Consider the following 25,742-nt stretch of genomic DNA (forward strand, 5'->3'; position numbering starts at 1 on the left):
GAAATCGAAGCGTTGAAATCAAAAAGCATTGTGCCCGTACCGTTTTCGTACCAAAACCGGCACGAGCACGGGTGCGGAGGAGTTCTATCGTGGCGTTCCAATGGAGGTCCCATGTCCTGGCAGCGGCGCTCATCGCCGCATTGTCATGGGTTTCCGGCGCGGGCGCGGCGGAGCCGCAGGTGCCGGTGTTGTGGGATGCCAAGGAGCGGCTTCCCAAGCCGGACCTTGCGGCGCTGCCGCGGCTGCGGTTCCTGACGACCACGGATTTTCCGCCCTTCAATTTTCTCGACGGCGCGGGGAAGCTGTCCGGTTTCCATATCGACCTGGCCCGCGCTATCTGCGTGGAACTCGGCATCGTCGACAAATGTCAGATCCAGGCCTTGCCCTGGGCGGAGCTTCAAGGCGCCCTTGAGAGGGGCGAAGGAGAAGCTGTTATCGCCGGCATTGCCCCAACGCCACAGTCGCGCCAGACATACGCCTTCTCGCGCGCTTACCTGCAGTTCCCGGCGCGCTTCATCACTCCGAAGAACAAGGCGCTGGCGGAACCGCTCTTCGACAAATTGCACGGCAAGCGCGTCGGCGTGATATCGGGCTCGGCCCATGAACGCATGCTGCGCGACTATTTCGGCACGGTCCAGGTCGTCCCCTTCGACAAGCCGGAAGACCTATTTGGCAACCTCAAGGCCGGCAAGATCGACGCGGCCTTCGGCGATGGCATGCGCTTCGCCTTCTGGCTCGGCGGCTCCGATGCCGCCGGCTGCTGCCGCTTTGCCGGCGGCCCCTACCTGGCGCCCGAATATCTGGGCACCGGCATGGCCATCGCCACGCGAGCGGACAATCCGGCGCTGGCCGCGGCCCTCGACTACGCTCTGCAAGAGATTTCGATGAAAGGCACCTTTGCCGAATTCTACCTGCGCTATTTCCCGGTCAGTTTCTTCTGATCCGGTCCGGTCAGTTTCTTCTGATCCGGTCCGGTCAGCTTTTCTGATCCGGCGGTAACCTCGTCAGGTCAGAGTTCGCAGCCTTGCCTTGGCCGCACGGCCGATGGCCGCCACGGTCAGCGTGTCGAGATCGAGCTTACGACGGATCAACTGCAGCACCCGCACTTCCTCCAGCCGCATCTCCAGATCGACGGCGGCCACTTCGAAAGCCGCGGCATAGGCAGTGTCGCGCAACCGGTCCGGCAGCGCCTCCGAGACCTGGGTCAGGACACCTTCGAGCCCACCCTTCTCATGCAGCATCTTCTGGCAGGCCTGCGCCACGGCAACCAGCCGGTCTTGCTTGAAATCCTCAAACACCGGCCACGAGCGGACAACCTCGCCGATCCTGGCCAGTTCGACATCGGTCATGTCCCGGTCGGAGGCCGAAGTGATGACCATCAGATAGATCAGGGCTTCGTGCGGGGCGGGCGAAAGCATTCTTTACTCCTTGAACGGGGCCCCGAACGTAGGAAGGGGAGCCTGAGGCGGCAAGGAAAAAGCGCCCGACGCGTTGACGCTCCGGCCACGCACGCCTAGAGACCGGTTGAAAATGCACTTTTGCGGCTATTGCCGGGATACAATCTGGAAAACTGTGACATGGCGGGATCAAACATCATCGATCTCAATCCCGAACTGCAGACGGCCGCGGCCGAGAGCAAGGCATGGCCGTTCGAGGAAGCCAAAAAGATCATCGAGCGCTACAAGGGCGCCGACTTCCCCGAAACGATCCTGTTCGAGACCGGCTATGGACCGTCGGGCCTGCCGCATATCGGCACGTTCGGCGAAGTGGCCCGCACCTCGATGGTGCGCCATGCGTTCCGCGTGCTGACGCAGGACAAGGTCGCAACCAAGCTGCTGTGCTTTTCCGACGACATGGACGGCATGCGCAAGATACCCGACAGCGTGCCGGATCGCGCAGCGCTCGAGCCATATCTGCACAAGCCACTGTCATCGGTGCCTAACCCCTTCGGCGGCGACTATGCGAGCTTCGCCGACCATAACAATGCGATGCTCTGCCGCTTCCTCGACACGTTCGGCTTCGATTACGAATTCGCCAGCGCGACGCAGTACTACAAGTCAGGCCGTTTCGACGCGATGCTGTTGCGCGCCGCCGAACGCTACGACCAGATCATGGCGGTCATGCTGCCGACGCTCGGACCTGAGCGGCAGGCGACCTACAGCCCCTTCCTGCCGATCTCGCCAAAGAGTGGGCGCGTGCTTTACGTTCCCATGAAGCAAGTCGACGCCAAGGCCGGCACCATCACCTTCGACGATGATGGCACCGAAACCACGCTGCCGGTCACCGGCGGCCGCGTGAAGCTGCAGTGGAAGCCGGATTTCGGCATGCGCTGGGCGGCACTCGGCGTCGATTTTGAGATGTTCGGCAAGGACCATCAGACCAATGCAGTGGTCTATGACCGCATCTGCAACATACTGGGCGGGCGGGCGCCGGAGCATTTCGTCTACGAACTGTTCCTCGATGAGAATGGCCAGAAGATCTCCAAGTCGAAAGGCAACGGCCTGACCATTGACGAATGGCTGACCTATGCGCCGACCGAGAGCCTGGGGCTCTACATGTACCAGCGCCCGAGGCAGGCCAAGAAACTCTATTTCGACGTCATCCCGCGGGCCGTGGACGAATATTACACCTTCCTCGCCGCCTATCCCCGCCAGGAGTGGAAGGAGCGGCTGGGTAATCCGGTCTGGCATATGCATGACGGCAACCCGCCCGCCGTCGACATGCCGGTGCCGTTCTCGTTGCTGCTCAACCTTGTCAGCGCCTCCAATGCGCAGAACAAGGATGTGCTGTGGGGTTTCATCTCGCGCCATGTCGCGGGCGTGACTCCGGCGACCCATCCCGAGCTCGACCGGCTGACGGGCTATGCGATCCGCTATTTCGACGATTTCGTGAGGCCGTCGAAAACCTTTCGCCCGGCCGACGAGGTCGAGCGCGAAGCGCTGGTGGGCCTGGAAAAGGCACTTGGCGACTTGCCGGCGGGCGCCAGCAGCGAAGCGATCCAGAACGCTTCGCTCAACGTGGCGCGCAAGATCGAACGCTACCAGGATCATTCCAAGCAAAGTCCGGAAGGTGGCCCGGGTGTTTCAGGCGCCTTCTTCCAGATGATCTACCAGGTGCTGATCGGCCAGGAGCGTGGCCCTCGCTTCGGTTCGTTTGCCGCGCTCTATGGCGTCGCGGAGACCCGCTCGCTCATTCAGAAGGCGCTGGCTGGTCAGCTGGCTTGAGGACGCCGCCGTCCTCCTCCAGGATCGAACCCGGCGCCTGGGGCGCCGGGGCGGGTGCGGCCGGCACCGCCGAGATGCCGGCAAGATTCGGCGCCGACCCGAAAATGCCTTTCTTGGCGCTTTGTGCCTTGTCACCGGCCTCGACATAGGGCCCGTCCTTGGCGGCACGCGCCCAGCCGTTCTCGACCAGCCATTGACCGACATCATGCTTGCCGATCCGGCACTCCGCCGCGACCCGGTCGCGTCCGCCTTCAGGCGGCACCGTGCAAACCACCGCACGGCCGCGCAGGAAGGCACGGAATGCCGTACGCGCGCGGATACCGCACGGCCAGGATTTGGCCTCGGTGGTGCAGGTCTCGTCCTGCCTGACGACGTCGATGCCGGAGATCGCGACCGAATAGCCCTTCGCCTCGATCAGGCCGGCGGCCGGAGCGACCGGCTGGAACAGCTTTGTGCCGTTCCAGTCGTCGGGCATTTTCGGCTTGGGCGGCACGGCGAGCGCCAGCTTGCTCAACGGCGCACGGGGCTCGACCCGCTCGAGGTCGCCGGTGGGCAGTTCCGGCGGCGCAACCACGTCCGGGTCGATCGCCCGCGAATGCACCGCCGGCTTTGGCGGTTGCGCGGGTGCTCGAATTGCTGAGGTGGACGGTTCCTCGGGCGTCGCATTCCTATCTGCCTCAGCGGTAGTGTCGGCGCTGGGATCGATCTGATCCACCGCAACAGTGCTTTCGCTGCCTTTCAACGTGCGCCCGCCGGCAACGACCAGCGCCGCCATCGCCGGGACCATCAAAACCGCCAGGACAAGATGAGGAAGTCGCACCCGTCGCACCTATTGGCTTGCCCAGACGATCCGCGCCACCCACTCGACCTCGCGCATGGGGATGTCGCGGTCCGGATGCTCCGGATTGAGCGAGACCAGCGCGATCGACTTGACTGTCTGGCGCTCGAGCACCTTGGCCATCACCTCGCCCGATGTGGTCTTGACGACGACGCGATCACCCTTGCGGGTGGCCGCACCCGGCTCGACGATGAGGACGTCGCCGTTGCGGTAGAGCGGCAGCATGGAATCGCCCTGGACCTGCAGCGCATAGGAACTTTCGGTCGATTGCGCGGGCAATTCGACGAGATCCCAGCCCTGCCCCGCCGGAAAGCCGGCATCGTCGAAGAAGCCGCCAGCGCCGGCCTGGGCAAAGCCTAGCAGCGGCACCGCGCGCCGGCTGGCGGGCGATGCGCCACGGCCTTCGATCAGCCCGGTGAATTCGTCCAGCGAAGCGCCCGTCGCCTCGATGATCTTGGCCAGCGATTCGGTCGAAGGCCAGCGCGGCCGGCCGTCGGACGAGAGGCGTTTCGATTTGTTGAAGGCGGTTGAATCAAGTCCCGCGCGCCTTGCCAGACCCGAAGCCGAAAGCGAATAGCGCTCGGCAAGAGCATCGATGGCAGCCCAGACTCGGTCGTGCGAGAGCATGACGTGCTCTCCTTCGAAACAGGAAAAAATGCCTCTTCCTGTCTAACGCGCAACCGCTGCGTTGTCCACCAGCGCGGCCGATGGATCACGAACAAAACGGTGTGCCGCAACGACGGCACAGTGTCATGGCCGAAGCCGCTATCCGGCTAATGCCGCCATCGCCCTCGGGAGGCCTTTCTTGAGCTCGTCGACGTTCATCACAGGGATCAGCTCGACGGTGGCATTGAAAGCGAAGAAGAACCGCTCGGCGACATAGGGCATGTCCGAACTGTCCTTTACCTCCAGGAAAAGGTAGGCCGTCCGCCAACCACCCTCAGCTGTAAAATAGGTGGCCTCCGGCTTGAGATCGGACAAGGTTTGCTCGATGACCTTGCCCATGCTGCCGTCCTTGATCGCCTTGTTGCCTTCCTCGGCCGGGATGGAAACTCTCAGCATCATACGCATGATGATTACTCCTCCGCCAACATCATGTTAGCGATACCTAATGTACCAGCCCGCGCTTGGTTTGGGAAAGTCGATCGGGTTGATCAGCCGGACGATTTGGCCAGGCCGCGCAGTCCCTGGTGCGACGTCATGAAAATGCGTTCCGCCTCGGTCGGTGGCCGCGGGTTCACCGCACGGCCAAGTGCGGCGACAACCGCGTCAATGTCGAGGAAGCGGCGCGCCTTGCGGTCGTAGACACCGGCCGTGGTCATGACCAGGGCGGCGGTCTCGCCATTGTCGAGGACGAAGCGGTGCTTGCCGATGACCTGGGTGCCTTCCCATGTCTCGATCGAGGACACCACTTCGAAGCGGCGCCACAGCCGGATCTCGCGGGCGTAGACGGCCTGCAGCCCGCCCATCATCGGCGCCCAGCCATTATTCCTCGCCAGCGTGATGAGGCCGGCGCGGACAAACAGGTCGACGCGGCCAAGGTCGGCCAGCATCATGTAGCGCGCATTGTTGAGATGGGCGTTGAAGTCGATGTCGGTCGGCAGGCAGCGAAAGGCCAGCCGACCTTCACCGCCCATCATGTAAGGGCCACGGCCTCGCGCCGTGGCCAGCATGCGCGTCATGCGCGCCCAGACATACATGACGCTCTGTCAGGCTGCCTGCTTCACATCGCCCTTGGCATAGGGATCGAAGCGTTCGTAGAAGGTCTCACCTTTCTCGGCCATGTCGAGGAGCAGCTTGGGCGCCTTGAACTCGGCGCCATACTTCTTCTGCAGCGCCCTGGCGATCTTGACGAATTGTTTGGCGCCGATGCCGTCGATATAGGACAGCGCGCCGCCGGTGTAGGGCGCGAAGCCGAAGGCCAGGATCGAGCCGACATCGGCCTCGCGTGGATCGGTGACGATGCCCTCTTCCATCACGCGCGCCGCTTCGAGCGCGATGGTGACCAGCAGGCGCTGCTGCAGCTCCTCATAGTCGACCTTCTCGGCCGCGAGCTGCGGATAAAGGTCCTTGAGGCCGGGCCACAGCTTCTTCTTGGCCGGCTTGGCCGGGTAGTCGTAAAAACCCTTGCCATTCTTGCGGCCGAAACGGCCATGATCGTCGACCATGGTGTTGATCAGCGCCATCTGCCTGGGGTCGACGGCCTTTTCGCCGAGATCCCTGATGGTCTGCTTCATGATCTTCTGGGCAAGGTCGATGGCCGTCTCATCGGTCAGCGCCAAGGGACCGACCGGCATGCCGGCGGCCTTGGCCGCATTCTCGATCATCGGCGCGGGCACGCCTTCGATCAGCATCTTGTAGGCTTCCGACATGTAGCGCAGCACGCAGCGATTGACGTAGAAGCCGCGCGTGTCGTTGACGACGATCGGGGTCTTCTTGATGGCCCGCACGAAGTCGATCGCGGTGGCAAGGGCCTTGTCGCCGGTTTTCTTGCCAAGGATGATCTCGACCAGCATCATCTTGTCGACCGGCGAGAAGAAGTGGATACCGATGAAATTCTTCGGCCGCGCCGAATTCCTGGCGAGGCCGGTGATCGGAATGGTCGAGGTGTTCGAGGCGAAGATCGCCGACGATTTCAACACGGCTTCCGCCTGTTCGGTAGCGGCCTTCTTGACGGCGGAATCCTCGAACACGGCTTCCACAACGAGATCACAGCCGGCGAGGTCGGCATAGTCTGCCGTCGGCGTGATCAGAGACAAGAGCTTGTCCTTGTCCTCGGGCTTGGCACGACCCTTCTTGACCTGATCCGAGATCAGGCCATCGGAATGCGCCTTGCCCTTTGCGGCCGCCTCCATGTCCCGGTCGAGCAGCACCACCGGAATGCCGGCCTTGGCGGTGACATAGGCGATGCCCGCGCCCATGAAGCCAGCGCCAAGGATGCCGATCTTCTTGAACTTGGTGTCCGGCACGCCGGCCGGGCGGCGTGCGCCCTTGTTCAGTTCCTGCAGCGACACGAACAGCGAGCGGATCATCGCCGCCGCTTCCTTGGTCTGCATGATCTCGGTGAAATAGCGCTGCTCGATCCTGAGCGCCGTGTCGAAGGGCACCAGAAGGCCCTCATAGACGCATTTCAGGATCGCCGCGGCGGCGGGGTAATTGCCATGGGTCTCGCGGCGCAGGATGGCGATGGCCGGCGGCCACAGATTGGCGCCCGCCGCCGAATAGATTGGGCCGCCGGGCAGCTTGAAACCTTTCTCGTCCCACGGCGCCACCGGCTTGAGGCCGTTCCTGATCATTGCCTTGCCGGTCTCGACCAGCTTGGCGGGTTCGGCGATCTCATGGATCAGGCCCATCGCCTTCGCCTTCTGCGGCGACAGGGTCTGGCCGGAGGTCAGCATTTGCAATGCCTGCTGCTGGTCGGTCAGCCTCGGCACACGCTGGGTGCCACCGGCACCGGGGAAGATGCCGATCTTCACCTCGGGCAGTGCCATCCTGACCTTGTCGGAGTCGGCCGCGACGCGGCCATGGCAGGCGAGCGACATTTCGAAGGCGCCGCCCATGCAGGTGCCGTTGATCGCCGAGACCCATGGCTTGCCGCAGGTCTCCAGCTTGCGGAACAGGCCGGTCATGATGCCGGCGTTGTCGAACAGCGCCTTGGTCGCTTTTTCGACATCCTTGGCCTTGTCCGTGGCGAAGGTGGTCAGCATCTTCTGCAAGAGGGTGATGTCGGCGCCGCCGGAGAAGGTGTCCTTGCCGGAGGTGATCACCGCGCCCTTGATGGCGGCGTCGCCGGCCACGTTGTCGACGATGGCATTCAACTCGCGCATCACCTCTTCGGTGAAGACGTTCATCGAGCGGTCCGGGCTGTTCCAGGTGACCAACGCGATGCCATCGGCGTCGATGTCGAGGGTGAAATTGGTGTAGCTCATCGTTCTCTCCCCGTCAGACGCGTTCGATGATGGTTGCGGTACCCATGCCGGCGCCGATGCACAGGGTGACCAGCGCGGTGGTCAAGTCACGACGCTCGAGTTCGTCCAGCACCGTGCCAAGGATCATCGCGCCGGTGGCGCCGAGTGGATGGCCCATGGCGATGGCACCGCCATTGACATTGATTTTGTCGTGCGGGATCTCGAAGGCCTGCATGTAGCGCAGCACCACCGAGGCGAAGGCCTCGTTGAGCTCGAACAGGTCGATGTCCGACAGCTTCATCTTTGCGCGCTTCAACAGTTTCTCGGTGACGTCGACCGGGCCGGTCAGCATCAGCACCGGCTCGGAGCCGATGTTGGCGAAGGTGCGGATGCGCGCGCGCGGCTTGAGACCCATCGCCTTGCCGGCCTTCTTCGAGCCGAGCAGCACGGCCGCCGCGCCATCGACGATGCCGGACGAGTTGCCGGCGTGGTGGACGTGGTTGACCTCCTCGACCTCCGGATGCTTCTGCACCGCCACCGCGTCGAAGCCGCCCATTTCACCGGGCATGACGAAGGACGGGTTGAGCGAGGCAAGCGACTGCATGTCGGTCGATGGCCGCATATGCTCGTCATGGTCGAGAATGGTGAGACCATTCTGGTCCTTGATCGGGATGACCGAGTTCTTGAAGCGGCCATCGGCCCAGGATTTCGCGGCGCGCTTCTGGCTCTCGACCGCGTAAGCGTCGACGTCGTCGCGCGAGAAGCCGTATTTGGTGGCGATCAGGTCGGCCGAAATGCCTTGCGGCACGAACCAGCCGGGCAGGCCTACCGAAGGATCCATGAACCAGGCGCCGCCGGACATGCCCATGCCGACGCGCGACATGGATTCGACGCCGCCGGCAATGACGATTTCATCGGCGCCTTGCGCGATCTTGGCGGCGCCGAAATTGATGGCGTCCAAGCCGGAGGCGCAGAAGCGCGAGATCTGCATGCCAGGTGCCTTGGTGTCGTAGCCGGCCTCGAAGGCTGCGGCGCGCGGTATGACGGAACCCGCCTCGCCGACCGGGTCGACGCAGCCGAAGATGATGTCGTCGACGTTTGCAGTGTCCAGCCCGTTGCGGTCGCGCAGGGCCTCGAGCGTCCTGGCGGCGAGCCGCACCGCCGGCACTTCGTGCAGCGATCCGTCCTTCTTGCCCTTGCCGCGCGGCGTACGCACGGCGTCATAGACATAAGCTTCGGTCATTTTCATGCTCCCTGGGTTCGCTGAAAAGCTGCTCAGAGCGAGCGTCCGATCAGCAATTTCATGATCTCGTTGGTGCCGCCATAGATGCGCTGGACGCGGGCGTCGCGGAACATGCGGGCGATCGGATATTCATTCATGTAGCCATAGCCGCCGTGCAATTGAAGGCATTCGTCGACGACTTTGCCCTGGAGGTCGGAGAGCCAGTACTTGGCCATCGAGGCGGTCACCGGATCGAGGCCGCCATTGATGTGGCGAGTGACGCAGTCATTGTAGAAGACGCGGCCGACGGTGGCCTCGGTCTTCAACTCGGCCAGTTTGAACTGTGTGTTCTGGAAATCGATGATCGCCTTGCCGAAGGCCTTGCGCTCCTTGACGTAGTCGATGGTCAGCGCCAGCGCCCGTTCGATCATGGCGATCGCCCCGGTGCCGATCTGCAGACGCTCCTGCGGCAATTGCTGCATCAACTGGACGAACCCCTGTCCCTCTTCATGGCCGAGCAGGTTGGAGGTCGGCACACGGACGTCGTTGAAGAACAACTCCGACGTGTCGTTGGCCTTCAGCCCGATCTTGTCGAGGTTTCGGCCGCGTTCGAACCCCTCGACCTCCTCGGTCTCGATGACCATCAGCGAGGTGCCCTTGGCGCCCTTCTCCGGATCGGTCTTGGTGACGACGATGATGAAGTTCGCCAGCTGGCCGTTGGTGATGAAGGTCTTGGAGCCGTTGATCTTGTACTGGTTGCCATCCTTCTCGGCACGGGTCTTGACACCCTGCAGGTCGGAACCGGCGCCGGGCTCGGTCATGGCAATGGCGCCTATCAGTTCGCCGGTGGCGAGCCTGGGCAACCATTTCTTCTTCTGCTCTTCCGAACCGTAATGGAGGATGTAGGGGGCGACGATCGAATTGTGCAGGCCGATGCCGAAACCGTCGACGCCGACATGACCGATCGCCTCGATGATGGCGCTCTCATGCGCGAAGGTGCCGCCGGAGCCGCCATATTCCTCCGGCATGGACGCGCAGAGCAGGCCGGCGGAACCAGCCTTGAGCCAGCTTTCGCGGTCGACCATCTCGTTCTTCTCGAACTCGTCGTAGCGCGGCGCTATCTCCTCCGACATGAAGCGGGTCGCCATGTCGTAGAGCATGCCGACCTCGTCGGCCGCCCAGGCTGGTTTCGGCAAAGAGAGCACTTCGGCGGGATTTGTCGCCACGATTTCCTCCGCGTATCGACAGACAGAAAGGCTAGCGAGACGGAGTTTAGAACGCTTCCGCCGGCAGGGCCATCAGCGCATCGGCACCACTCGAAATACGGGCGAGGTGCGCCGAGGTCTCCGGCATGATCCGCTCCATGAAGAAGCGCGCCGTCACCACCTTGTTATCGTAGAAAGATTGGGAGCCGTTGGCATCCGTCCTGCCCTGTGCCGCCTTGGCCATCCGCGCCCACATGTAGCCCAGCGCGACGAGGCCGAAGAGATGCATGTAGTCGGTCGAGGCCGCACCGGCATTATCGGGCCTGGCCATGCCATTCTGCAGCAGCCACATGGTCGCCGCCTGTAAATCGTTGAGGCCCTTCTTCAGACCCTTGGTGAAGGGCGCCATCTTTTCGTCCGCGCGGTTTTCCTCGCAGAATTCGCCGACCTCCTTGAAGAAGGCCTGGATGGCGCGGCCGCCGTTCAGACCGAGCTTGCGGCCGACGAGGTCGAGCGCCTGAATGCCGTTGGCGCCTTCATAGATCATGGCGATGCGGGCATCGCGCACGAACTGGCTCATGCCGTGCTCTTCGATATAGCCGTGACCGCCGAACACCTGCTGCGCCATGACGGCGTGGTCGAAGCCCTTGTCGGTCAGCACGCCCTTGACCACCGGCGTCATCAGGCCGGTGTAGTCGTCGGCCGCCTGGCGGTCCTTGTCGTCGGCGGAGCGGTGCGCGATATCGGACTTGATCGCCGTCCACAGCGCCAGCGCGCGGCCGGCCTCGTTGAACGCCTTCATGGTCATCAGCGAGCGGCGAATGTCGGGATGAACGATGATCGGGTCGGCCTTCTTGTCCGGCGCCTTCGGGCCTGACAGCGAGCGACCCTGCAACCGGTCCTTGGCATAGGCGGCGGCATTCTGGTAGGCGATCTCCGACAGCGAGAGGCCCTGAAGGCCGACGCCGAGGCGGGCCTCGTTCATCATCGTGAACATCGCCTTGAGGCCGCCATTGGCCTCCCCCAGCAGCGTGCCTTCGGCCTCATCATAATTCATGACACAGGTCGAGTTGCCGTGGATGCCCATCTTCTCCTCGATCGAGCCGCAGGAGACGGTGTTTCTCGTCCCCGGATTGCCCGAAGCGTCGAGCTTCAGCTTGGGCACGATGAACAGCGAAATGCCCTTGACGCCCTCCGGCGCGCCTTCGATGCGGGCCAGCACCAGATGGACAATGTTGTCCGACATGTCGTGCTCACCGGCCGAGATGAAGATTTTCTGGCCTGAAATCCTGTAGGTGCCGTCGCCGTTCGGCACCGCCTTGGTGCGCAGCAGGCCAAGATCGGTGCCGCAATGCGGCTCGGTCAGGTTCATGGTGCCGGTCCAGCTGCCCTCGACCATCCTGGGCAGCCAGGTCGCCTTCTGCTCGTCGGTGCCGTGGGTGATGATGGCGGCGATCGCGCCCTGCGTCAGGCCCGGATACATCATCAGCGACATGTTGGCCGACACCATGTATTCAGCCACCGCCGTGTGCACGGCATAGGGCAGGCCCTGGCCGCCGAACTCGACGGGGGCCGCCAGGCCCATCCAGCCGCCTTCGCGATACTGGTCGAAGGCTTCCTTGAAGCCCCTGGGCGTGGTCACCGAGCCGTCGTCGTGGCGCACGCAGCCCTCCATGTCGCCGACACGGTTCAGCGGATGCATGACATTCTCGGCGAGCTTGGCCCCTTCGGCGAGAATTGCCTCGAGCACGTCAGGCGTCGCGTCGGCGAATCCGGGAAGGTTCGAATAGCGCTGATAACCGAGCACCTCGTTGAGCACGAACAGCGTGTCCTGGACCGGGGCCCTGTAGATCGGCATGCTTTTCCTCCACCATGCGGATTGACCCCGAAATCAAGCCGGGCGCGGCAAGCGGGCCAATGTCGAAGCCGCAATAGCAAATATTGACGTTTGCGTAAACGTCAATGTTTCCGGCGCGGCGAGATTTCTGTCGCCACGAGCGTAGTGAGCTTGGCGCAACTGCAATGCGCAAGCCAGCGCGAAGCAGGCAGGCCAGACAGCGAAAGCCGCGCGGCATGGCCACGCGGCTTTATGGTGAAGGGTCCGACAGTATCGGAGGGCGGCTTAGCTCGCGACGCTCGCTTGCGGCGCCGAACGCTCGGCCAGCATCTGACGCACCGCCGACATCGAGCCGCCGAGCTCATTGATGGCGTCGTCGATCAGCGCCCGCTGCTTCTGCAGGCGAGCGAGCTGCTTTTCCGACTTGTCCAGCGCCAGCCGCAACTGCTTGGTGTTGGAACCGGTCGGATCATAGAGGTCCATCATCTGCTTGACGTCGCGCAACGAGAACCCAACCTTGCGGCCGAGCAGGATCAGCTTCAGCCTGGCCTTGTCGCGGCGCGTATAGAGACGGGTCGAACCGTCGCGCTGGGGATTGAGCAGGCCCTTGTCTTCATAGAAACGCAACGTGCGCAGCGTCACGCCGTACTTCTTGGCCATCTCGCCGATGCGGGAGAGATCCTCGCCGGCTTCAACGGTTGCATTATTGGTATTGGCCGCGGTCTCGCCGGCCGAGATAAGCTTCATGGTCACTGGCTTCCCCGTCTGGTGGCGTCGCGGTCCCGGACCATGCGTCGCCTGACTGGAAGCGGGGGCGTGCTTCCGGCCGTGGTTTCTACAAACAAATCGTAAACAGCGCAGTTGATGCGCCATTTACGTTTACGTCAATTCTATACCGGTAGCCGCCTCATGACGCAAGGGCGTTCTGAGAACGGTGCTTTATGCCGCACCGGAAGTCGCGTCAGCCAACTTCCTTGCAACTTCTTAAGCTTGGTTAACGCGTTGTTTACCACGTTGGGCGAAATGTGCGCGTGTCGGCTACCCGTGGTTATCCTGTATCGAATTTTCACGGTTTTCGGAGCGCGGGGAAACCCGGGAAGCTTGTCTTCCACCGTGGCATGAAAGCGCGGTCGCCTCGTTCCGGCAGGGACTTGGGGAGCTGGCCGCAAGCCGGCCAATCTGAAAGACGGACGCACCGATGAACAGCAAGCGGTCCTACCTCGATACACTCAATGCCGGCAGGCAGCGCAAGCCGCAGACCACGCTCGAGCAGCTGAACCGCTCGCTGGAGACGCTGGAACAGCGCCTGGGGCAGACGCGCGAGGACGCGACGGCACGACCCGCTCCTCGCCAATATGGCGCCGAACCGCGTTACCCCGCCTCCGACCCGCGCTATCCCGCCACGCAGCCGACGGCCCAGCAGCGCTGGTACGAGGATCCGCAGCCGGCACCGCGTGCACACAACCCGACGCCCTCGCCTGCACCCTTCGACCAGAATTATCAGGCGATCGCGCGTGACATCGACCGCGTGCGCGGCCAGGAAGACAGCGTCGCCATGGTCGGCAAGATCGCCGGCGAACTGCGCGGCATGCGCGAGGAACTGCGTCACCAGGTGACTTCAGGGTTGCAGCGCGAATTCGACGCGCTGCGCAAGGACATCGACCGCGCCTTCCAGTCGAACGCCAAGTCCGGGACATCGGGCAAGGGCAGCGCCGAACTCGGCGTGGAATTCGAGCGGCTCTCCGGCGCCATCAAATCGCTGTCGGAGAAGAGCGACGACAGGAGCGTCAACCTGCTGCGACTGGAACTCGAACAGGTCAAGGCCGCGCTCGACACGCTGGCGCGCGAGGAGAGCGTGCAGAAGGTCGACCGCCGCTGGGACGAGTTCGACCGCCGCTGGACGGCCTTCGAGGACCGCGTCGACGCCGACCAGCGCAAACGCTCCGACGACCCCGCCCTTGCCGCCTTGACCGACCGGCTGGAGCAGATCAGCAACGCCGTCAACAACCTGCCGGAATCGCTGTCCCTGCGATCGCTGGAGGAGAAGGTCCGCACGCTGGCCGGGGCGGTCGACCATTTCGCCAGCCAGCAGGAAAATCGCGGCGGCGGCACGCTGGCCATGATCGACGAGCGGCTGGACGAGATTTCCCGCGCCATCGTCGCCTCCACAGTCGCCGCACAGGCGAATTCAGTCGACCACGAAGCCATCGAACGCATCGAGAAGCGGATCGACTCGCTCGCCCAGCAGATCGAGGAAGTAGCGCAGGACCGTCCCGCAAATGTCGTGATCGACCGGCTGAACACGCTGTCGAGCCGGGTCGACGACCTCGCCGGCCGCGCCAACCTGCCCGAGCAGGCGATGGAACGGCTCGCCAAGCAGATCGCGCTGATCGCCGACAAGATTGATCAAGCGCCGGCCATGCCCGACGCCGACTACATCTTCCATGGGCTGGAGCAGCGCTTCGACGTGCTATCGGGCATGATGGAGCGGCGCCAGGGCGACGCCATCGAACAGGGCAACATGCTGTTTCGCGATCTCGAGCGCCGGCTGGACGAGGTTGCCGACCGGCTGGACCAGCGCAGCATGCCGCAGGTCGACAGCGCCGGCATCATGGACGCCATCGACGCTCGCTTCACCGCACTGGCCAAGCGCATGGAGACACGCGCTCCCGATCCCGCCGGCGAGGCGGCGATCCGGGGCCTGGAAAGCCGGCTCGAGGATATTTCAAGCCGGCTGGACGCTTCGGCGGCCCAGGTAGCCGGCATCGATCCGGCGCTGATCCGCAGCCTGGAGGCGCAGGTCGCCGGCCTGTCGGCGCATCTTTCCAAGCCCAGCACGCCGCTGCCGGACTTCGAGGACATCAGCCCGCGCCTCGACGAAATCGAAAAAGCGCTGGCCGGGACCCGCGATTCCATCCTGGGCGCGGCACGTGAGGCGGCCGAGAACGCGGTGCGCTCGCTGGCCGGAACGAGCACCAATACGGCCGCGGTATCCGGCCTCGCCCAGGATCTGAAGACCCTGGAGACGCTGACGCGGCGTTCCGACGAGCGCAATTCGCGGACCTTCGAGGCAATTCACGACACATTGCTCAAGATCGTCGACAGGCTGGGCTCGCTGGAAACCAGCGACCCGTCCGAAGCGGTAAGCGAACTCTTGGACGCGGCCTCGATCGAACCGAGCGGCTGGCGTGGCGTGCAGCGGCCCAAGATGGCCGTGAACGCACCATCCATGACCATGGACGAGCCGCTGCCGCTGACCGGCGACATGGCCGATCTGGACGCGCGTGCCGCGGCCATATTCCGCACCGAGCCCGGCGAGCCCGCACTGCACGTTGGAACGGGCACGCGTTCGCCGGCGGAAGCCGCCGCCGCCGCCGCGATGGCCGCACTTGGCTCCGACACCACCGCCGGAAATGACCAGCCCGCAGGCCGCAAGTCGATGTTCGGCGGACTGGCGCGGGCGTTCAAGGGCAAGAAGGCGGCGGATGTTCCGCCGCTGGCCGGCTCGGCGCCGAGCGCCGACATCCCGAGTGTCGATCTCGACGAGCCGCTCGACCCGAAAGTCTCCAACCGTCCGCTGGAGCCCGGCTCCGGCGCGCCTNGTCGATCTCGACGAGCCGCTCGACCCGAAAGTCGCCAACCGTCCGCTGGAGCCCGGCTCCGGCGCGCCTGACCTCAATGCCATCATGAAGCGCGTGCGTGACGAGCGCGGACAACCGGCAAAGCTCGGCGACAGCGACGCGGCGAAATCGGATTTCATCGCCGCCGCCCGGCGCGCTGCGCAGGCGGCCGCGGCCGAGGCCGCCGCCCTGAAGCGCCAGTCGACTATGAAAGGCCCGGTCAAGGCGCTCAGGATAGGCGACCTGCTCAAGGCGCGGCGCAAGCCGATCCTGATGGCAGCGGCAGCGATCATGCTGGCGCTTGCCGGCCTGCAGCTCGGCAAGGCGTTCCTTTCGGATCCCGCCCAGGTGGCAAGCAACGACGCATCCCCGATCGTCGGCCCGCAGCCGGTTCAGACGGCATCTCTCGATACCGCCAGCCAGCCGAAGGTCGAAGTTCAGCCGACGGCGATGGACAGCGCGCCGGCCCGTCCGGCCAGGCAGGCCGAACAATCCGCGCCGGCAAGCGAGGACGATATGGCGGCGCGGACCGTCATGGCCATGCCGTCTGATACGAACGCGACGCCGGATACAGCGCCCACGGCCGAGCCCGCTTCGCCGGTCGGATCGAGCATGGCTTCCGGCCCGAGCGCAGCCGCTCCCGACGCGATGGCTTCGGCCGCACAGGCGGCGATTGCTCCGATGACCGCTGCCCCCGGCATGACGGATCCGGCACCGGCCGCCGGCACTACGCAGGCGACGGATGCCGATCTCCAAGCGGCCCCTGCCGCGCCAGGGGCGACCGCGGCGACGACCAACGACATGACCGGCGCCGTTGCGCCCATGGACAAGCCGGCGGCGACAGCCGCGACCAAGTTCGACATTCCGTCCGATGCCGGCCCGGCCGCCTTGCGTGACGCCGCTGCCGGTGGCGACGCCAAGGCGCTGTTCGAGGTCGGCTCACGCTACGCCGAGTCGCGCGGCGTCAAGGAAGACATGCCGGCTGCCGCCAAATGGTATGAGAAATCGGCGGAACTCGGCTTCGCGCCGGCCGAATACCGCATCGGCAATTTTTACGAAAAGGGCATCGGCGTCGCGCGCGACATCAAGAAGTCGAAGACCTGGTACCAGCTCGCCGCCGCGCAGGGCAACGCCAGCGCCATGCACAATCTGGCGGTGCTGTTCGCCATGGCCGCCGACGGTGCAACCGACAATGAATCGGCCGCGCACTGGTTCCAGGCGGCCGCCGACCTCGGCGTCAAGGACAGCCAGTTCAATCTTGGCATCCTCGCCGCCAAGGGCGTCGGCATGAAGCAGAACCTGGAGGAATCCTACAAATGGTTCGCGCTCGTCGCCAAGACCGGCGACAAGGATGCCGCGGCCAAGCGCGACGAGATCGCCAACGCGCTGCGGCCCGAGCAGCTCGAGCGGGCGCGCGCCGCGACCGAACTGTGGAAGGCCAAGCCGCTCAACGCGGCGGCCAATTCGGTGGACATTCCTGAATCCTGGCAGGAAGGCACGCCGCAGACGACCGCCGGCATCGACATGGAGAAGGCGGTCAAGAACATCCAGCTCATCCTCAACAAGAACGGATATGACGCCGGCGGCGCCGACGGGGTGATGGGCGGGAAGACCAAGAACGCGATCATCGCTTTCCAGACCGACAACAAGCTGCCGGCGACGGGCACGGTCGACGAGAAGCTGGTCAAGGCATTGCTGGCGCGCAAATAACGGCAGAAGCGTCGTTTCCACGACGCCCTTGCCTTACATTTGCCTGTTAACTGATTGAGTTGTTTTTTGTTTCGGCGCGGTGGCGGGGTTTGATCCCGCTGCCGCGTCGGCGCAAGAGAAAATTGGCTTTTCGATGCGATAGTGCCCGCAGCGGCTTTATTCGCCGACAGGCAAACTGATCGAGACAGACGGGTGGGCATCTATCTCCCGATCGCGGAAATTTCCGTCAACGTCTTCGTGCTGCTGGCCATGGGCGCCGCGGTGGGCTTCCTGTCGGGCATGTTCGGGGTGGGCGGCGGCTTCCTGATCACGCCGCTCTTGATCTTCTACAACATCCCGCCGGCGATCGCGGTCGCCACCGGCGCCAACCAGGTCATCGCTTCTTCCGTCTCCGGCGTGTTGTCGCACATGAAGCGAGGGACGCTCGACTTCAAGCTCGGCAGCGTGCTTCTGGCCGGCGGCGTCGTCGGCTCAACCGGCGGCATCTATGTGTTCGGCTTCCTGCGCAGGCTCGGCCAGCTCGACCTGTTCATCTCGCTGCTCTACGTGGTGCTGCTCGGCACCGTCGGCGGGCTGATGCTGGTCGAGAGCATCAACGCCCTTCGCGCCACGCGCAGCGGCGCGGCGCCGGTGCTGAAGAAATCCGGCCAGCACAACTGGATCCATCGCTTGCCGCTGAAGATGCGCTTCCGCGCGTCGAAACTGTTCGTCAGCGTCATCCCGGTGCTCGGGCTTGGCGCGGGCATCGGCTTCCTGTCGTCGATCATGGGTGTCGGCGGCGGCTTCATCATGGTGCCGGCGCTGATCTATCTCTTGAAAGTGCCGACCAATGTCGTCATCGGCACCTCGCTGTTCCAGATCATCTTCACCTCCGCCTATACGACGCTGGTTCACGCCACCACAAACCAGACCGTCGATGTGATGCTGGCCTTCCTGTTGATGGCCGGCGGCGTGGCCGGGGCGCAATATGGCGCCAAGGCCGGCCAGCGGCTGCGCGGCGAGCAATTGAGAGCGCTCCTGGCGCTGCTGGTGCTGGCGGTGGCGATCCGGCTTGCCACCGATCTGTTCGCCACGCCGCCCAACCTTTATTCGCTGTCCGGCGTGGGCCTCAACTGATGAATGGCCTGAAGGCGCTCGTAGCCGTCGCTCTCCTGTCCCTGACCGCCGCCGCGCCGGCGAAGGCGCAGACGCCGCCGACCGAAGGCATCCAGATCGGCCTTTCCACCGACGCGGTGTCGATCACCGCCGGTTTTTCCGGCGCCGACCTGACCATCTTCGGTTCGCTGGAAAATCCCGACCCGCTGGTCGCACGCCAGGGCCGTTACGATGTTATCGTCGTGCTCGAAGGGCCACCAAGACCGGTGGTCGTACGCCGCAAGGACCGGGTGCTGGGGGTTTGGGTCAATTTGGATTCCGAGACCTTCGAGAACGTGCCGGTGTCCTATTCGGTCGCGACGACGCGGCCGCTGCAGGACATCACCGAACCCAACAGCTACAAGCAGCTGTCGCTCGGCGCCTCCAACCTCTATATGCAGCCCGCCGAAGCCGGTGACAGCCCGGCGACGATCGAGGAATTCACGGCCGCGTTGCGCGAGCGCAAGGCCGCCGCCGGCCTCTACAGCGAGAATGTCGGCGGCGTGCAATTCCTATCGCAGAACCTGTTTCGCGCTACCGTCAGGCTGGCGCCTGATGTCTCGGTCGGCACGCACAAAGCGCGCGCATTCCTGTTCAAGAGCGGCCTGTTCGTCAAGGAGAGTTCGGCACAGGTCGAAATCCGCAAATCGGGCTTCGAACAATCGATCTTCCGCGTCGCCCACGACTACTCGTTCCTCTACGGCGTGTTCGCCGTATCGCTGGCCATGGTGACGGGCTGGCTCGGCCGGCTGGTGTTCCGCAAGGATTGATGCCGCGGGAAAAGAGGGGTTCCCCTTTTCAACGCCATGCGATAAACCGCCGCCTCCCAGCCAAGGGCAAACACGCACATACCATTCGCCAGGAGCGGTCCGGCCATCCGGATGACAGCGCGACGCGTCGCCGCTGATTTGCCGCCGCGAAACAATGACAGGAGGCTGCGATGCATCAGGCATTCGGCGGCATTGACTTCGGCACGTCCAATTCCACGGTGGGCGTCATCCGGAACGGCAAGGCGCGGCTGGTCCTGCTGGAGGGCGAGCAGCCCACTTTGCCAAGTGCCGTGTTCTTCAATTTCGAGGACGGCCATACTTATTTCGGCCGCCGCGCGATCGGCGACTATACCGACAGCATCGAAGGCCGCCTGATGCGCTCATTGAAGAGCGTGCTCGGCAGTTCGCTCGCCCACGAGAAGACGCGGATCAAGGCACGCCAGATCGGCTTCATCGACATCATCGGCCTGTTCATCGGTCATCTGAGAACGCGGCTGGAAGAGGACGCCCACGGCGTCGTGGAGAGCGTGGTGCTCGGCCGCCCGGTGCAGTTCGTCGATGACGACGCGCAAGCCGACGCTGAGGCGCAAGGCGAACTCGAGAAGGCTGCCCGTGCCCAAGGCTTCAAGCATATCGCTTTCCAGTTCGAGCCGATCGCGGCGGCGCTCGATTACGAGCAGAAAGTGACACGCGAGGAACTGGCGCTGATCATCGACATGGGCGGCGGCACGTCCGACTTCTCGATCGTGCGGGTCTCGCCGGGGCGCGCGCGATCGACCGATCGCAAGGACGACATCCTGGCCAGCCGCGGCATCCATATCGGCGGCACCGATTTCGACCGGCTGCTGAGCATCGCCCATGTCATGCCACAGCTCGGGTACCTGTCGCCGACCAAGGACGGCAAGCGCAATCTGCCGGCCAGCTACTTCATCGATCTCGCCACATGGCAGCGCATCAATTTGGTCTATACCGCCAAGGCGATGACGCATCTGCGCCAGATCCGCTACGAGGCCGTGCGCGCCGACCTGGTCGACCGCTTCATCCATATCGTCGAGCACCGCTACGGGCACGCGCTGGCGGCGCTGGTCGAGAAAGCCAAGATAGAGCTGACCGACATGTCATCGGCGGAAGTGGCGGTGAAGCTGCCGGGCGCGGCGTTCGCCGCCGGGATCACGCGCGACGGACTGGAGGCCACGATCGCTCGGGACATCGAGCGGGTTACCGAAACGGTGGCGCGGACCATCCGCGACGCCGGGGTCAAGCCCTCCGACATCACCGCGGTGTTCCTGACCGGCGGATCGACGGCGATCCCGCTGGCAAGGCGGGAAATCCTGTCGCTGGTGCCGCGGGCTTCCGTCATAGAAGGCGATATGTTCGGATCGGTCGGGCTCGGCCTGGCGCTCGATGCGCAGCGGAAGTTCGGCTGAACCTAGCCCAACGTGGACCCGTTCGCCTCCGCGGCCAGATGCGCCTTCAGCGCCATCTGGGCCAGGCTTGCCTGACGGTCGCGATGGGTGATCATGGCGAAGTCGCGCTTCGGCAATTCGATCGGCACGGCTCTCAGGCTCCCCTCGGCGACCGCGCGCCCGACGACCAGCTCCGAAATGATGGTCGCGCCGGCACCCGCCTCGACAGCCTGGCGGACCGCCTCGTTGCTGGGCAGCACCAGGAATATCCGGAGGTCGGCAAGCGAAATCCCCTCGCGGCGCGCCAGATCCTCCAGCACCTCACGCGTGCCGGAGCCGCCCTCACGGATGATCCAGCGGAGGCCGGTGATGTCGGGGCGGCCCGGCGCCATTTCGGCGATCTCTGGATGGGAGCTGGCAACGACCAGCATCAGCCGGTCGGTATCGACCTTGACGCGGCGCAATAAGTCGGACTCGGTGCGCCCTTCGACCAGGCCGAGATCGGCGGTTCCATCCAGCACGCTGGCCTCGACCTGCCTTGTGTTGCCGATGGTGACGCTAAGCCTGACAGCCGGATAGGCCTCGTGGAAAGAGGCCAGCCGGCGCGGCAGCCAGTAGCTGGCGATGGTCAGGCTGGCGGCGATGGAGAGGCTGCCGGCGACCGTTTGCGAAACATGTTCCAGGACATTGCGCGCGGCGGCGGCCCGCTCCAGCACGGCCTTGGCCTCCGGCAGGAACCGATGACCGGTCTGAGCCAGCTCGATGTTGCGGCCGACGCGGTTAAACAAATGGACGCCATGCTGCTCTTCCAAAGCGCGAATGGCCGCCGACGCGGCCGACTGGGAAATGCCCAGGAGCTCCGCCGCCTTGGTCATATGGCCGCGCTCCGCGACGGCGACGAAAATGCGCAACTGCTCCAGGGTCATGCCTGCATTAAGAACCAATATCGATCGAATTTACAAGAACAACTGATTAGACGGATCGATAGCTTTATTCTACTTTTCCGGTGGAAGTTAGAAAAAATTAGCCTGCAGGTCGCAAAGAGCAACATGATCGGGCGGTTCAGATCCCTGCTTGCGCATTGGAGCCGCAATATAAGGCGACGGCTGGCCGGCGACCGCTACCATCCCGAAGAACATTATATGCGCGGCCCCGGGCCGAAGACGCGAGCCAAATCCGCTGGCCGCGCGAGCACCACGGGATTATGATGCACGGACCGCCGCGCGGCGCCAATTCAGCCCCCTCGCAACGCCCGCTTGCCGACACGCGGGCGCCTGATGAAGGCGACGGTGTCGACACCTCGCCTGATGTTTCCGACAGGATCGCCAAGACGACCTGCTACATGTGCGCCTGCCGCTGCGGCATCGATGTGCACATCAAGGACGGCACGGTCCGTTACATCAACGGCAACAAGGACCATCCGGTCAATCGCGGCGTAATCTGCGGCAAGGGCAGTTCCGGCATCATGCAGCACTACAGCCCGGCCAGGCTGAAGAAGCCATTGCTGCGCACCGGGCCGCGCGGCTCGGGTGAGTTCCGCGAGATCGAGTGGGAGGAGGCCTTCTCGATCGCCACCGAGCGGCTGTCGAACATCCGCCGGACCGATCCTAAAAAACTCGCTTTCTTCACAGGCCGTGACCAATCACAATCTCTTACAGGCTGGTGGGCGAGCCAGTTCGGCACGGCGAACTTCGCCGCCCATGGCGGCTTCTGTTCGGTGAACATGGCGGCGGGAGGCCTTTACACGATCGGCGGCTCGTTCTGGGAGTTCGGCGAGCCCGATTGGGACAGCACGAAATACTTCATGCTGTTCGGCGTTGCCGAGGACCATGATTCCAATCCGATCAAGATCGGACTGGGCAAGCTCAAGGGGCGCGGCGCCAAGATGGTGTCGATCAATCCATGCCGGACCGGCTACAATGCGATCGCCGACGACTGGATCGGCATCCGGCCCGGCACCGACGGCCTGTTCGTGTTCGCGCTGATCCACGAACTCTTGAAAGCCGGCCGCGTCGATCTCGATTATCTGCTCCGCTACACCAACGCACATGTCCTGGTTGTCCAGGAGCCGGGCGCGGCCGATGACGGGCTGTTCATGCGCGACAGCGACGGCAATCCGCTGGCATGGGACAGAGTGGCGAAGACCTCCGTCAACGCAGCCGATTCAAATGCAAAGCCGGCACTGACCGGCAGCTTCACGGTCGACGGGCGCAGGTGCCTTCCCGTGTTCCAGCTGATCGCAGACCGCTACATGGACGTCAGCTATTCGCCCGATGCGGTCGCGGAGCGTTGCGGCATCGCCGCCGGAACGATCCGCCGGATCGCCGCCGAACTGGCCCACGTCGCCTTCGAGCAGGCGATCGAACTGCCGGTGGCATGGACCGACTGGGCCGGGCGCCGGCATGATACGATCAAGGGACGGCCCGTTTCGATGCATGCCATGCGCGGCATCTCGGCCCATTCCAATGGCTTTCACACCTGTCGCGCCATCCACCTGCTGCAGGTTCTGCTGGGCACGGTAGACGTGCCGGGCGGCTTCCGCTTCAAGCCGCCCTACCCCCGGTCGGCGCCGCCCGGCCCAAAGCCCTGCGGCAAGGATGTCAGGCCGATGACGCCGCTCGACGGCATGCCGCTCGGTTTCGTCTGTGGACCCGACGATCTGCTGGTCGACGAAGCGGGTACGCCGCTGCGCATCGACAAGGCCTATTCGTGGGATTCGCCGCTTGCGGCGCATGGGCTGATGCACACAGTCATCCGTAACGCCTGGGCCGGTGATCCCTACCCGATCGACACGCTGATGATGTACATGTCGAACATGGCCTGGAATTCCTCGATGAACACCGTCGAGACCATGGCCATGCTCACCGACCATGATGAAGCGGGCAACTACAAGATCCCCTTCATCATCTATTCCGATGCCTACTACTCCGAGACCGTGCCGTTCGCGGACCTGGTCCTGCCCGACACCACCTATCTCGAGCGTCATGACTGCATCAGCCTGCTTGACCGGCCGATCAGCCATGCCGACGGGCCGGGCGACGCCATTCGCCATCCGGTCGTCGAGCCCGACCGCGACGTCAGGCCCTTCCAGTCGGTGCTGATCGAACTCGGCGCGCGGCTTGGCCTGCCCGGCTTCGTCGATGACGACGGCTCGCCGAAGTACCGCGACTATGCCGACTACATCGTCAATCATGAACGCACGCCCGGCATCGGCCCGCTCGCAGGTTGGCGCGGCAAGGACGAAAGCTCGATCGGCAAGGGCGACGTCAACCCCAACCAGTTGCAACGCTACATCGACAATGGCGGGTTCTGGCACCACGATTTCACTGAGGACCAGCGCTACTACAAGATGGCCAACCGCTCCTATCTCGACTTCGCGGTGCAACTGGGCTTCATCCCCAACGCCGAGCCGATCGTCTTCCAGCTCTATTCCGAACCGATGCAGCGTTTTCGGCTGGCCGCGCGTGGTCATGGCCGGGTGGTGCCGCCCGCAAGCGAACGCAAGCGCGTCGAGACCTACATGGACCCGCTGCCGTTCTGGTACATGCCGTTCGAGGAAGCGTCCGTCGACCAGGAAAAATACCCGCTGCACGCGCTGACGCAGCGGCCCATGCACATGTACCATTCCTGGGGTTCGCAAAACGCGTGGTTGCGGCAGATCACCAGCCAGAACCGGCTGTTCGTGCATCACCGGACCGCGGCTGGCCTTGCCCTTGCCGACGACGACTGGGTCTGGATCGAAAGCATCAACGGCAAAGTGAAAGGGCAGATCAAGCTGGTCGACGGCGTGAACGAAAGCACAGTGTGGACCTGGAACGCGATCGGCAAGCGACGCGGCAGCTGGGGGCTGAAAGACGATGCCGCCGAAAGCAATCGCGGCTTCCTGCTCAATCACATCATCGGAGACCAGACCTTGGCCGACGCGCAGGGCAAGCGTTATTCGAATTCCGATCCGGTCACGGGACAGGCGGCGTGGTTCGATCTGCGCGTGCGCATCGTCAAATGCGCGGCGGAGGAGGCCGGCTTCACCGAACCGCAATTCGAGCGTTTTCAACAGCCGCCGCATTTCGAACCCTCGCCAGACAAGCTCACTTTCGGCGCCGAGTTTCGGCAGGCAAGAGAGGCGGCCGAATGACCTGTCTTCCAAGTCCGGGCGGCAAGAAGCTTGGCCTCGTCATCGACCTCGACACCTGTGTCGGCTGCCAGGCCTGCGTCACCGCCTGCAAGGAGTGGAACATAGGCGGCCACATGGCGCCGCTGACCGACATCGATCCCTATGGGGGCCATGTCGATGGGGTCTGGTTCAACCGCGTGCACAGTTACGAGCACATCACCGAGATGGGTGGGCGCACGGTCAACTTCCCGCGCTCCTGCCTGCATTGCGAGACGCCGGCCTGCGTCACCGTCTGCCCGACCGGCGCGTCCTACAAGCGCGCCTCCGACGGCATCGTGCTGATCGACGAGGATAAGTGCATCGGCTGCAAATTGTGCAGCTGGGCCTGCCCTTACGGCGCGCGCGAATTCGATGGCGATGTCGGCGTGATGAAGAAATGCACGCTCTGCGTCGACCGCATCTATAACGACAATCTGGCCGAGGGGGATCGCGTACCGGCCTGCGTCGCCGCCTGCCCGACCAGCGCCCGGCATTTCGGCGACCTCGGCGATCCCCAATCCCCCGTTTCGCAACTGGTGGCGGAGCGCGGCGGTGTCGACCTGATGCCGGAACTCGGCTATCACCCGACCAACAAATACCTGCCGCCGCGCGCTCACACGCAGCGTGCCGCATCGGTGCCCGCTCCCGCGCTGGAGCCGCTGCGGGCCGAGGGCGGTTTCCTTGGCTGGGTCGACCGCATGCTTTCGAACTAGCC

General features: G+C 64.1%; 18 protein-coding genes and 1 pseudogene. 8 read left to right on the forward strand and 11 right to left on the reverse strand.

The annotated features are described in order from the left end of the window. The first annotated feature begins 89 nt into the window (after window positions 1-89). On the forward strand, window positions 90-941 hold the full coding sequence (locus X739_RS144050; protein WP_023783466.1) for a transporter substrate-binding domain-containing protein: 852 nt from the start codon (window positions 90-92) through the stop codon (window positions 939-941). 63 nt (window positions 942-1,004) lie between these two features. Here X739_RS144050 and X739_RS144045 read toward each other — a convergent pair whose 3' ends face one another. Next, window positions 1,005-1,418 carry a tellurite resistance TerB family protein gene (locus X739_RS144045; protein ID WP_023795386.1) on the reverse strand — a complete coding sequence of 138 codons (414 nt, stop codon included), beginning with the start codon at window positions 1,416-1,418 and terminating at the stop codon, window positions 1,005-1,007. Window positions 1,419-1,577: 159 nt separating this feature from the next. Here X739_RS144045 and X739_RS144040 point away from each other — a divergent pair, with 159 nt between their 5' ends. Beyond that, window positions 1,578-3,224 carry a lysine--tRNA ligase gene (locus X739_RS144040; RefSeq protein WP_023795387.1) on the forward strand — a complete coding sequence of 549 codons (1,647 nt, stop codon included), beginning with the start codon at window positions 1,578-1,580 and terminating at the stop codon, window positions 3,222-3,224. Here the strand turns inward: X739_RS144040 and X739_RS144035 are convergent. The 9 genes from X739_RS144035 to X739_RS143995 all read right to left on the reverse strand — a co-directional run bounded on the left by X739_RS144035 (window position 3,190) and on the right by X739_RS143995 (window position 12,981). Then, a complete protein-coding gene (locus X739_RS144035; RefSeq protein WP_348625764.1) occupies window positions 3,190-4,044 on the reverse strand; it encodes a thermonuclease family protein in 855 nt (284 codons plus the stop codon). The two genes, X739_RS144040 and X739_RS144035, sit on opposite strands and share 35 nt — an antisense overlap. Window positions 4,045-4,053: 9 nt before the next feature. Continuing rightward, window positions 4,054-4,689, reverse strand: coding sequence for a helix-turn-helix transcriptional regulator (locus X739_RS144030; RefSeq protein WP_023772997.1), 636 nt, complete (start codon window positions 4,687-4,689; stop codon window positions 4,054-4,056). Window positions 4,690-4,827: 138 nt separating this feature from the next. After that, window positions 4,828-5,133, reverse strand: a complete 306-nt coding sequence (locus X739_RS144025; protein WP_023772998.1) for a hypothetical protein — start codon at window positions 5,131-5,133, stop codon at window positions 4,828-4,830. An 83-nt stretch (window positions 5,134-5,216) separates the two neighbouring features. Further along, window positions 5,217-5,762 carry a thioesterase family protein gene (locus X739_RS144020; protein WP_023772999.1) on the reverse strand — a complete coding sequence of 182 codons (546 nt, stop codon included), beginning with the start codon at window positions 5,760-5,762 and terminating at the stop codon, window positions 5,217-5,219. A 9-nt stretch (window positions 5,763-5,771) separates the two neighbouring features. Further along, window positions 5,772-7,991, reverse strand: a complete 2,220-nt coding sequence (locus X739_RS144015; RefSeq protein WP_023773000.1) for a 3-hydroxyacyl-CoA dehydrogenase NAD-binding domain-containing protein — start codon at window positions 7,989-7,991, stop codon at window positions 5,772-5,774. A 13-nt stretch (window positions 7,992-8,004) separates the two neighbouring features. Beyond that, the gene (locus tag X739_RS144010; protein WP_023773001.1) at window positions 8,005-9,213 is read right to left on the reverse strand and encodes an acetyl-CoA C-acetyltransferase; all 1,209 of its coding nucleotides are present in this window, start codon (window positions 9,211-9,213) and stop codon (window positions 8,005-8,007) included. A gap of 32 nt (window positions 9,214-9,245) precedes the next feature. Further along, window positions 9,246-10,418 carry an acyl-CoA dehydrogenase family protein gene (locus X739_RS144005; RefSeq protein WP_031248071.1) on the reverse strand — a complete coding sequence of 391 codons (1,173 nt, stop codon included), beginning with the start codon at window positions 10,416-10,418 and terminating at the stop codon, window positions 9,246-9,248. Between the two features lie 46 nt (window positions 10,419-10,464). Next, window positions 10,465-12,255: an acyl-CoA dehydrogenase gene (locus tag X739_RS144000; protein ID WP_023773003.1), complete on the reverse strand. Its 1,791-nt coding sequence runs from the start codon at window positions 12,253-12,255 to the stop codon at window positions 10,465-10,467. Between the two features lie 264 nt (window positions 12,256-12,519). Next, complete coding sequence (locus X739_RS143995; protein WP_015319311.1) at window positions 12,520-12,981, reverse strand: MerR family DNA-binding transcriptional regulator; 462 nt, start codon at window positions 12,979-12,981, stop codon at window positions 12,520-12,522. A 451-nt stretch (window positions 12,982-13,432) separates the two neighbouring features. Here X739_RS143995 and X739_RS1000000168370 point away from each other — a divergent pair. The 4 genes and pseudogenes from X739_RS1000000168370 to X739_RS143980 all read left to right on the forward strand — a co-directional run bounded on the left by X739_RS1000000168370 (window position 13,433) and on the right by X739_RS143980 (window position 20,895). Next, window positions 13,433-17,564: pseudogene (locus tag X739_RS1000000168370) on the forward strand (peptidoglycan-binding protein). 192 nt (window positions 17,565-17,756) lie between these two features. Continuing rightward, window positions 17,757-18,680: a sulfite exporter TauE/SafE family protein gene (locus X739_RS143990; protein WP_023773005.1), complete on the forward strand. Its 924-nt coding sequence runs from the start codon at window positions 17,757-17,759 to the stop codon at window positions 18,678-18,680. Beyond that, window positions 18,680-19,468, forward strand: a complete 789-nt coding sequence (locus X739_RS143985; RefSeq protein ID WP_023773006.1) for a TIGR02186 family protein — start codon at window positions 18,680-18,682, stop codon at window positions 19,466-19,468. Before X739_RS143990 ends, X739_RS143985 begins: the two co-directional genes overlap by 1 nt. 170 nt (window positions 19,469-19,638) lie before the next feature. Further along, complete coding sequence (locus X739_RS143980) at window positions 19,639-20,895, forward strand: Hsp70 family protein (protein WP_023773007.1); 1,257 nt, start codon at window positions 19,639-19,641, stop codon at window positions 20,893-20,895. A gap of 2 nt (window positions 20,896-20,897) precedes the next feature. Here the strand turns inward: X739_RS143980 and X739_RS143975 are convergent, their stop codons facing one another. Continuing rightward, window positions 20,898-21,800, reverse strand: a complete 903-nt coding sequence (locus tag X739_RS143975; protein ID WP_023783454.1) for a LysR family transcriptional regulator — start codon at window positions 21,798-21,800, stop codon at window positions 20,898-20,900. 278 nt (window positions 21,801-22,078) lie between these two features. On the opposite strand from X739_RS143975, the gene X739_RS143970 reads away from it, so the two are divergent. Then, a complete protein-coding gene (locus tag X739_RS143970) occupies window positions 22,079-25,009 on the forward strand; it encodes a molybdopterin oxidoreductase family protein (protein WP_031252200.1) in 2,931 nt (976 codons plus the stop codon). Beyond that, on the forward strand, window positions 25,006-25,740 hold the full coding sequence (locus X739_RS143965) for a 4Fe-4S dicluster domain-containing protein (RefSeq protein ID WP_023783452.1): 735 nt from the start codon (window positions 25,006-25,008) through the stop codon (window positions 25,738-25,740). Before X739_RS143970 ends, X739_RS143965 begins: the two co-directional genes overlap by 4 nt. Window positions 25,741-25,742: the final 2 nt, after the last annotated feature.

Source organism: Mesorhizobium sp. LNHC209A00, assembly GCF_000502915.1.
In the GTDB taxonomy this organism is placed as follows: domain Bacteria; phylum Pseudomonadota; class Alphaproteobacteria; order Rhizobiales; family Rhizobiaceae; genus Mesorhizobium.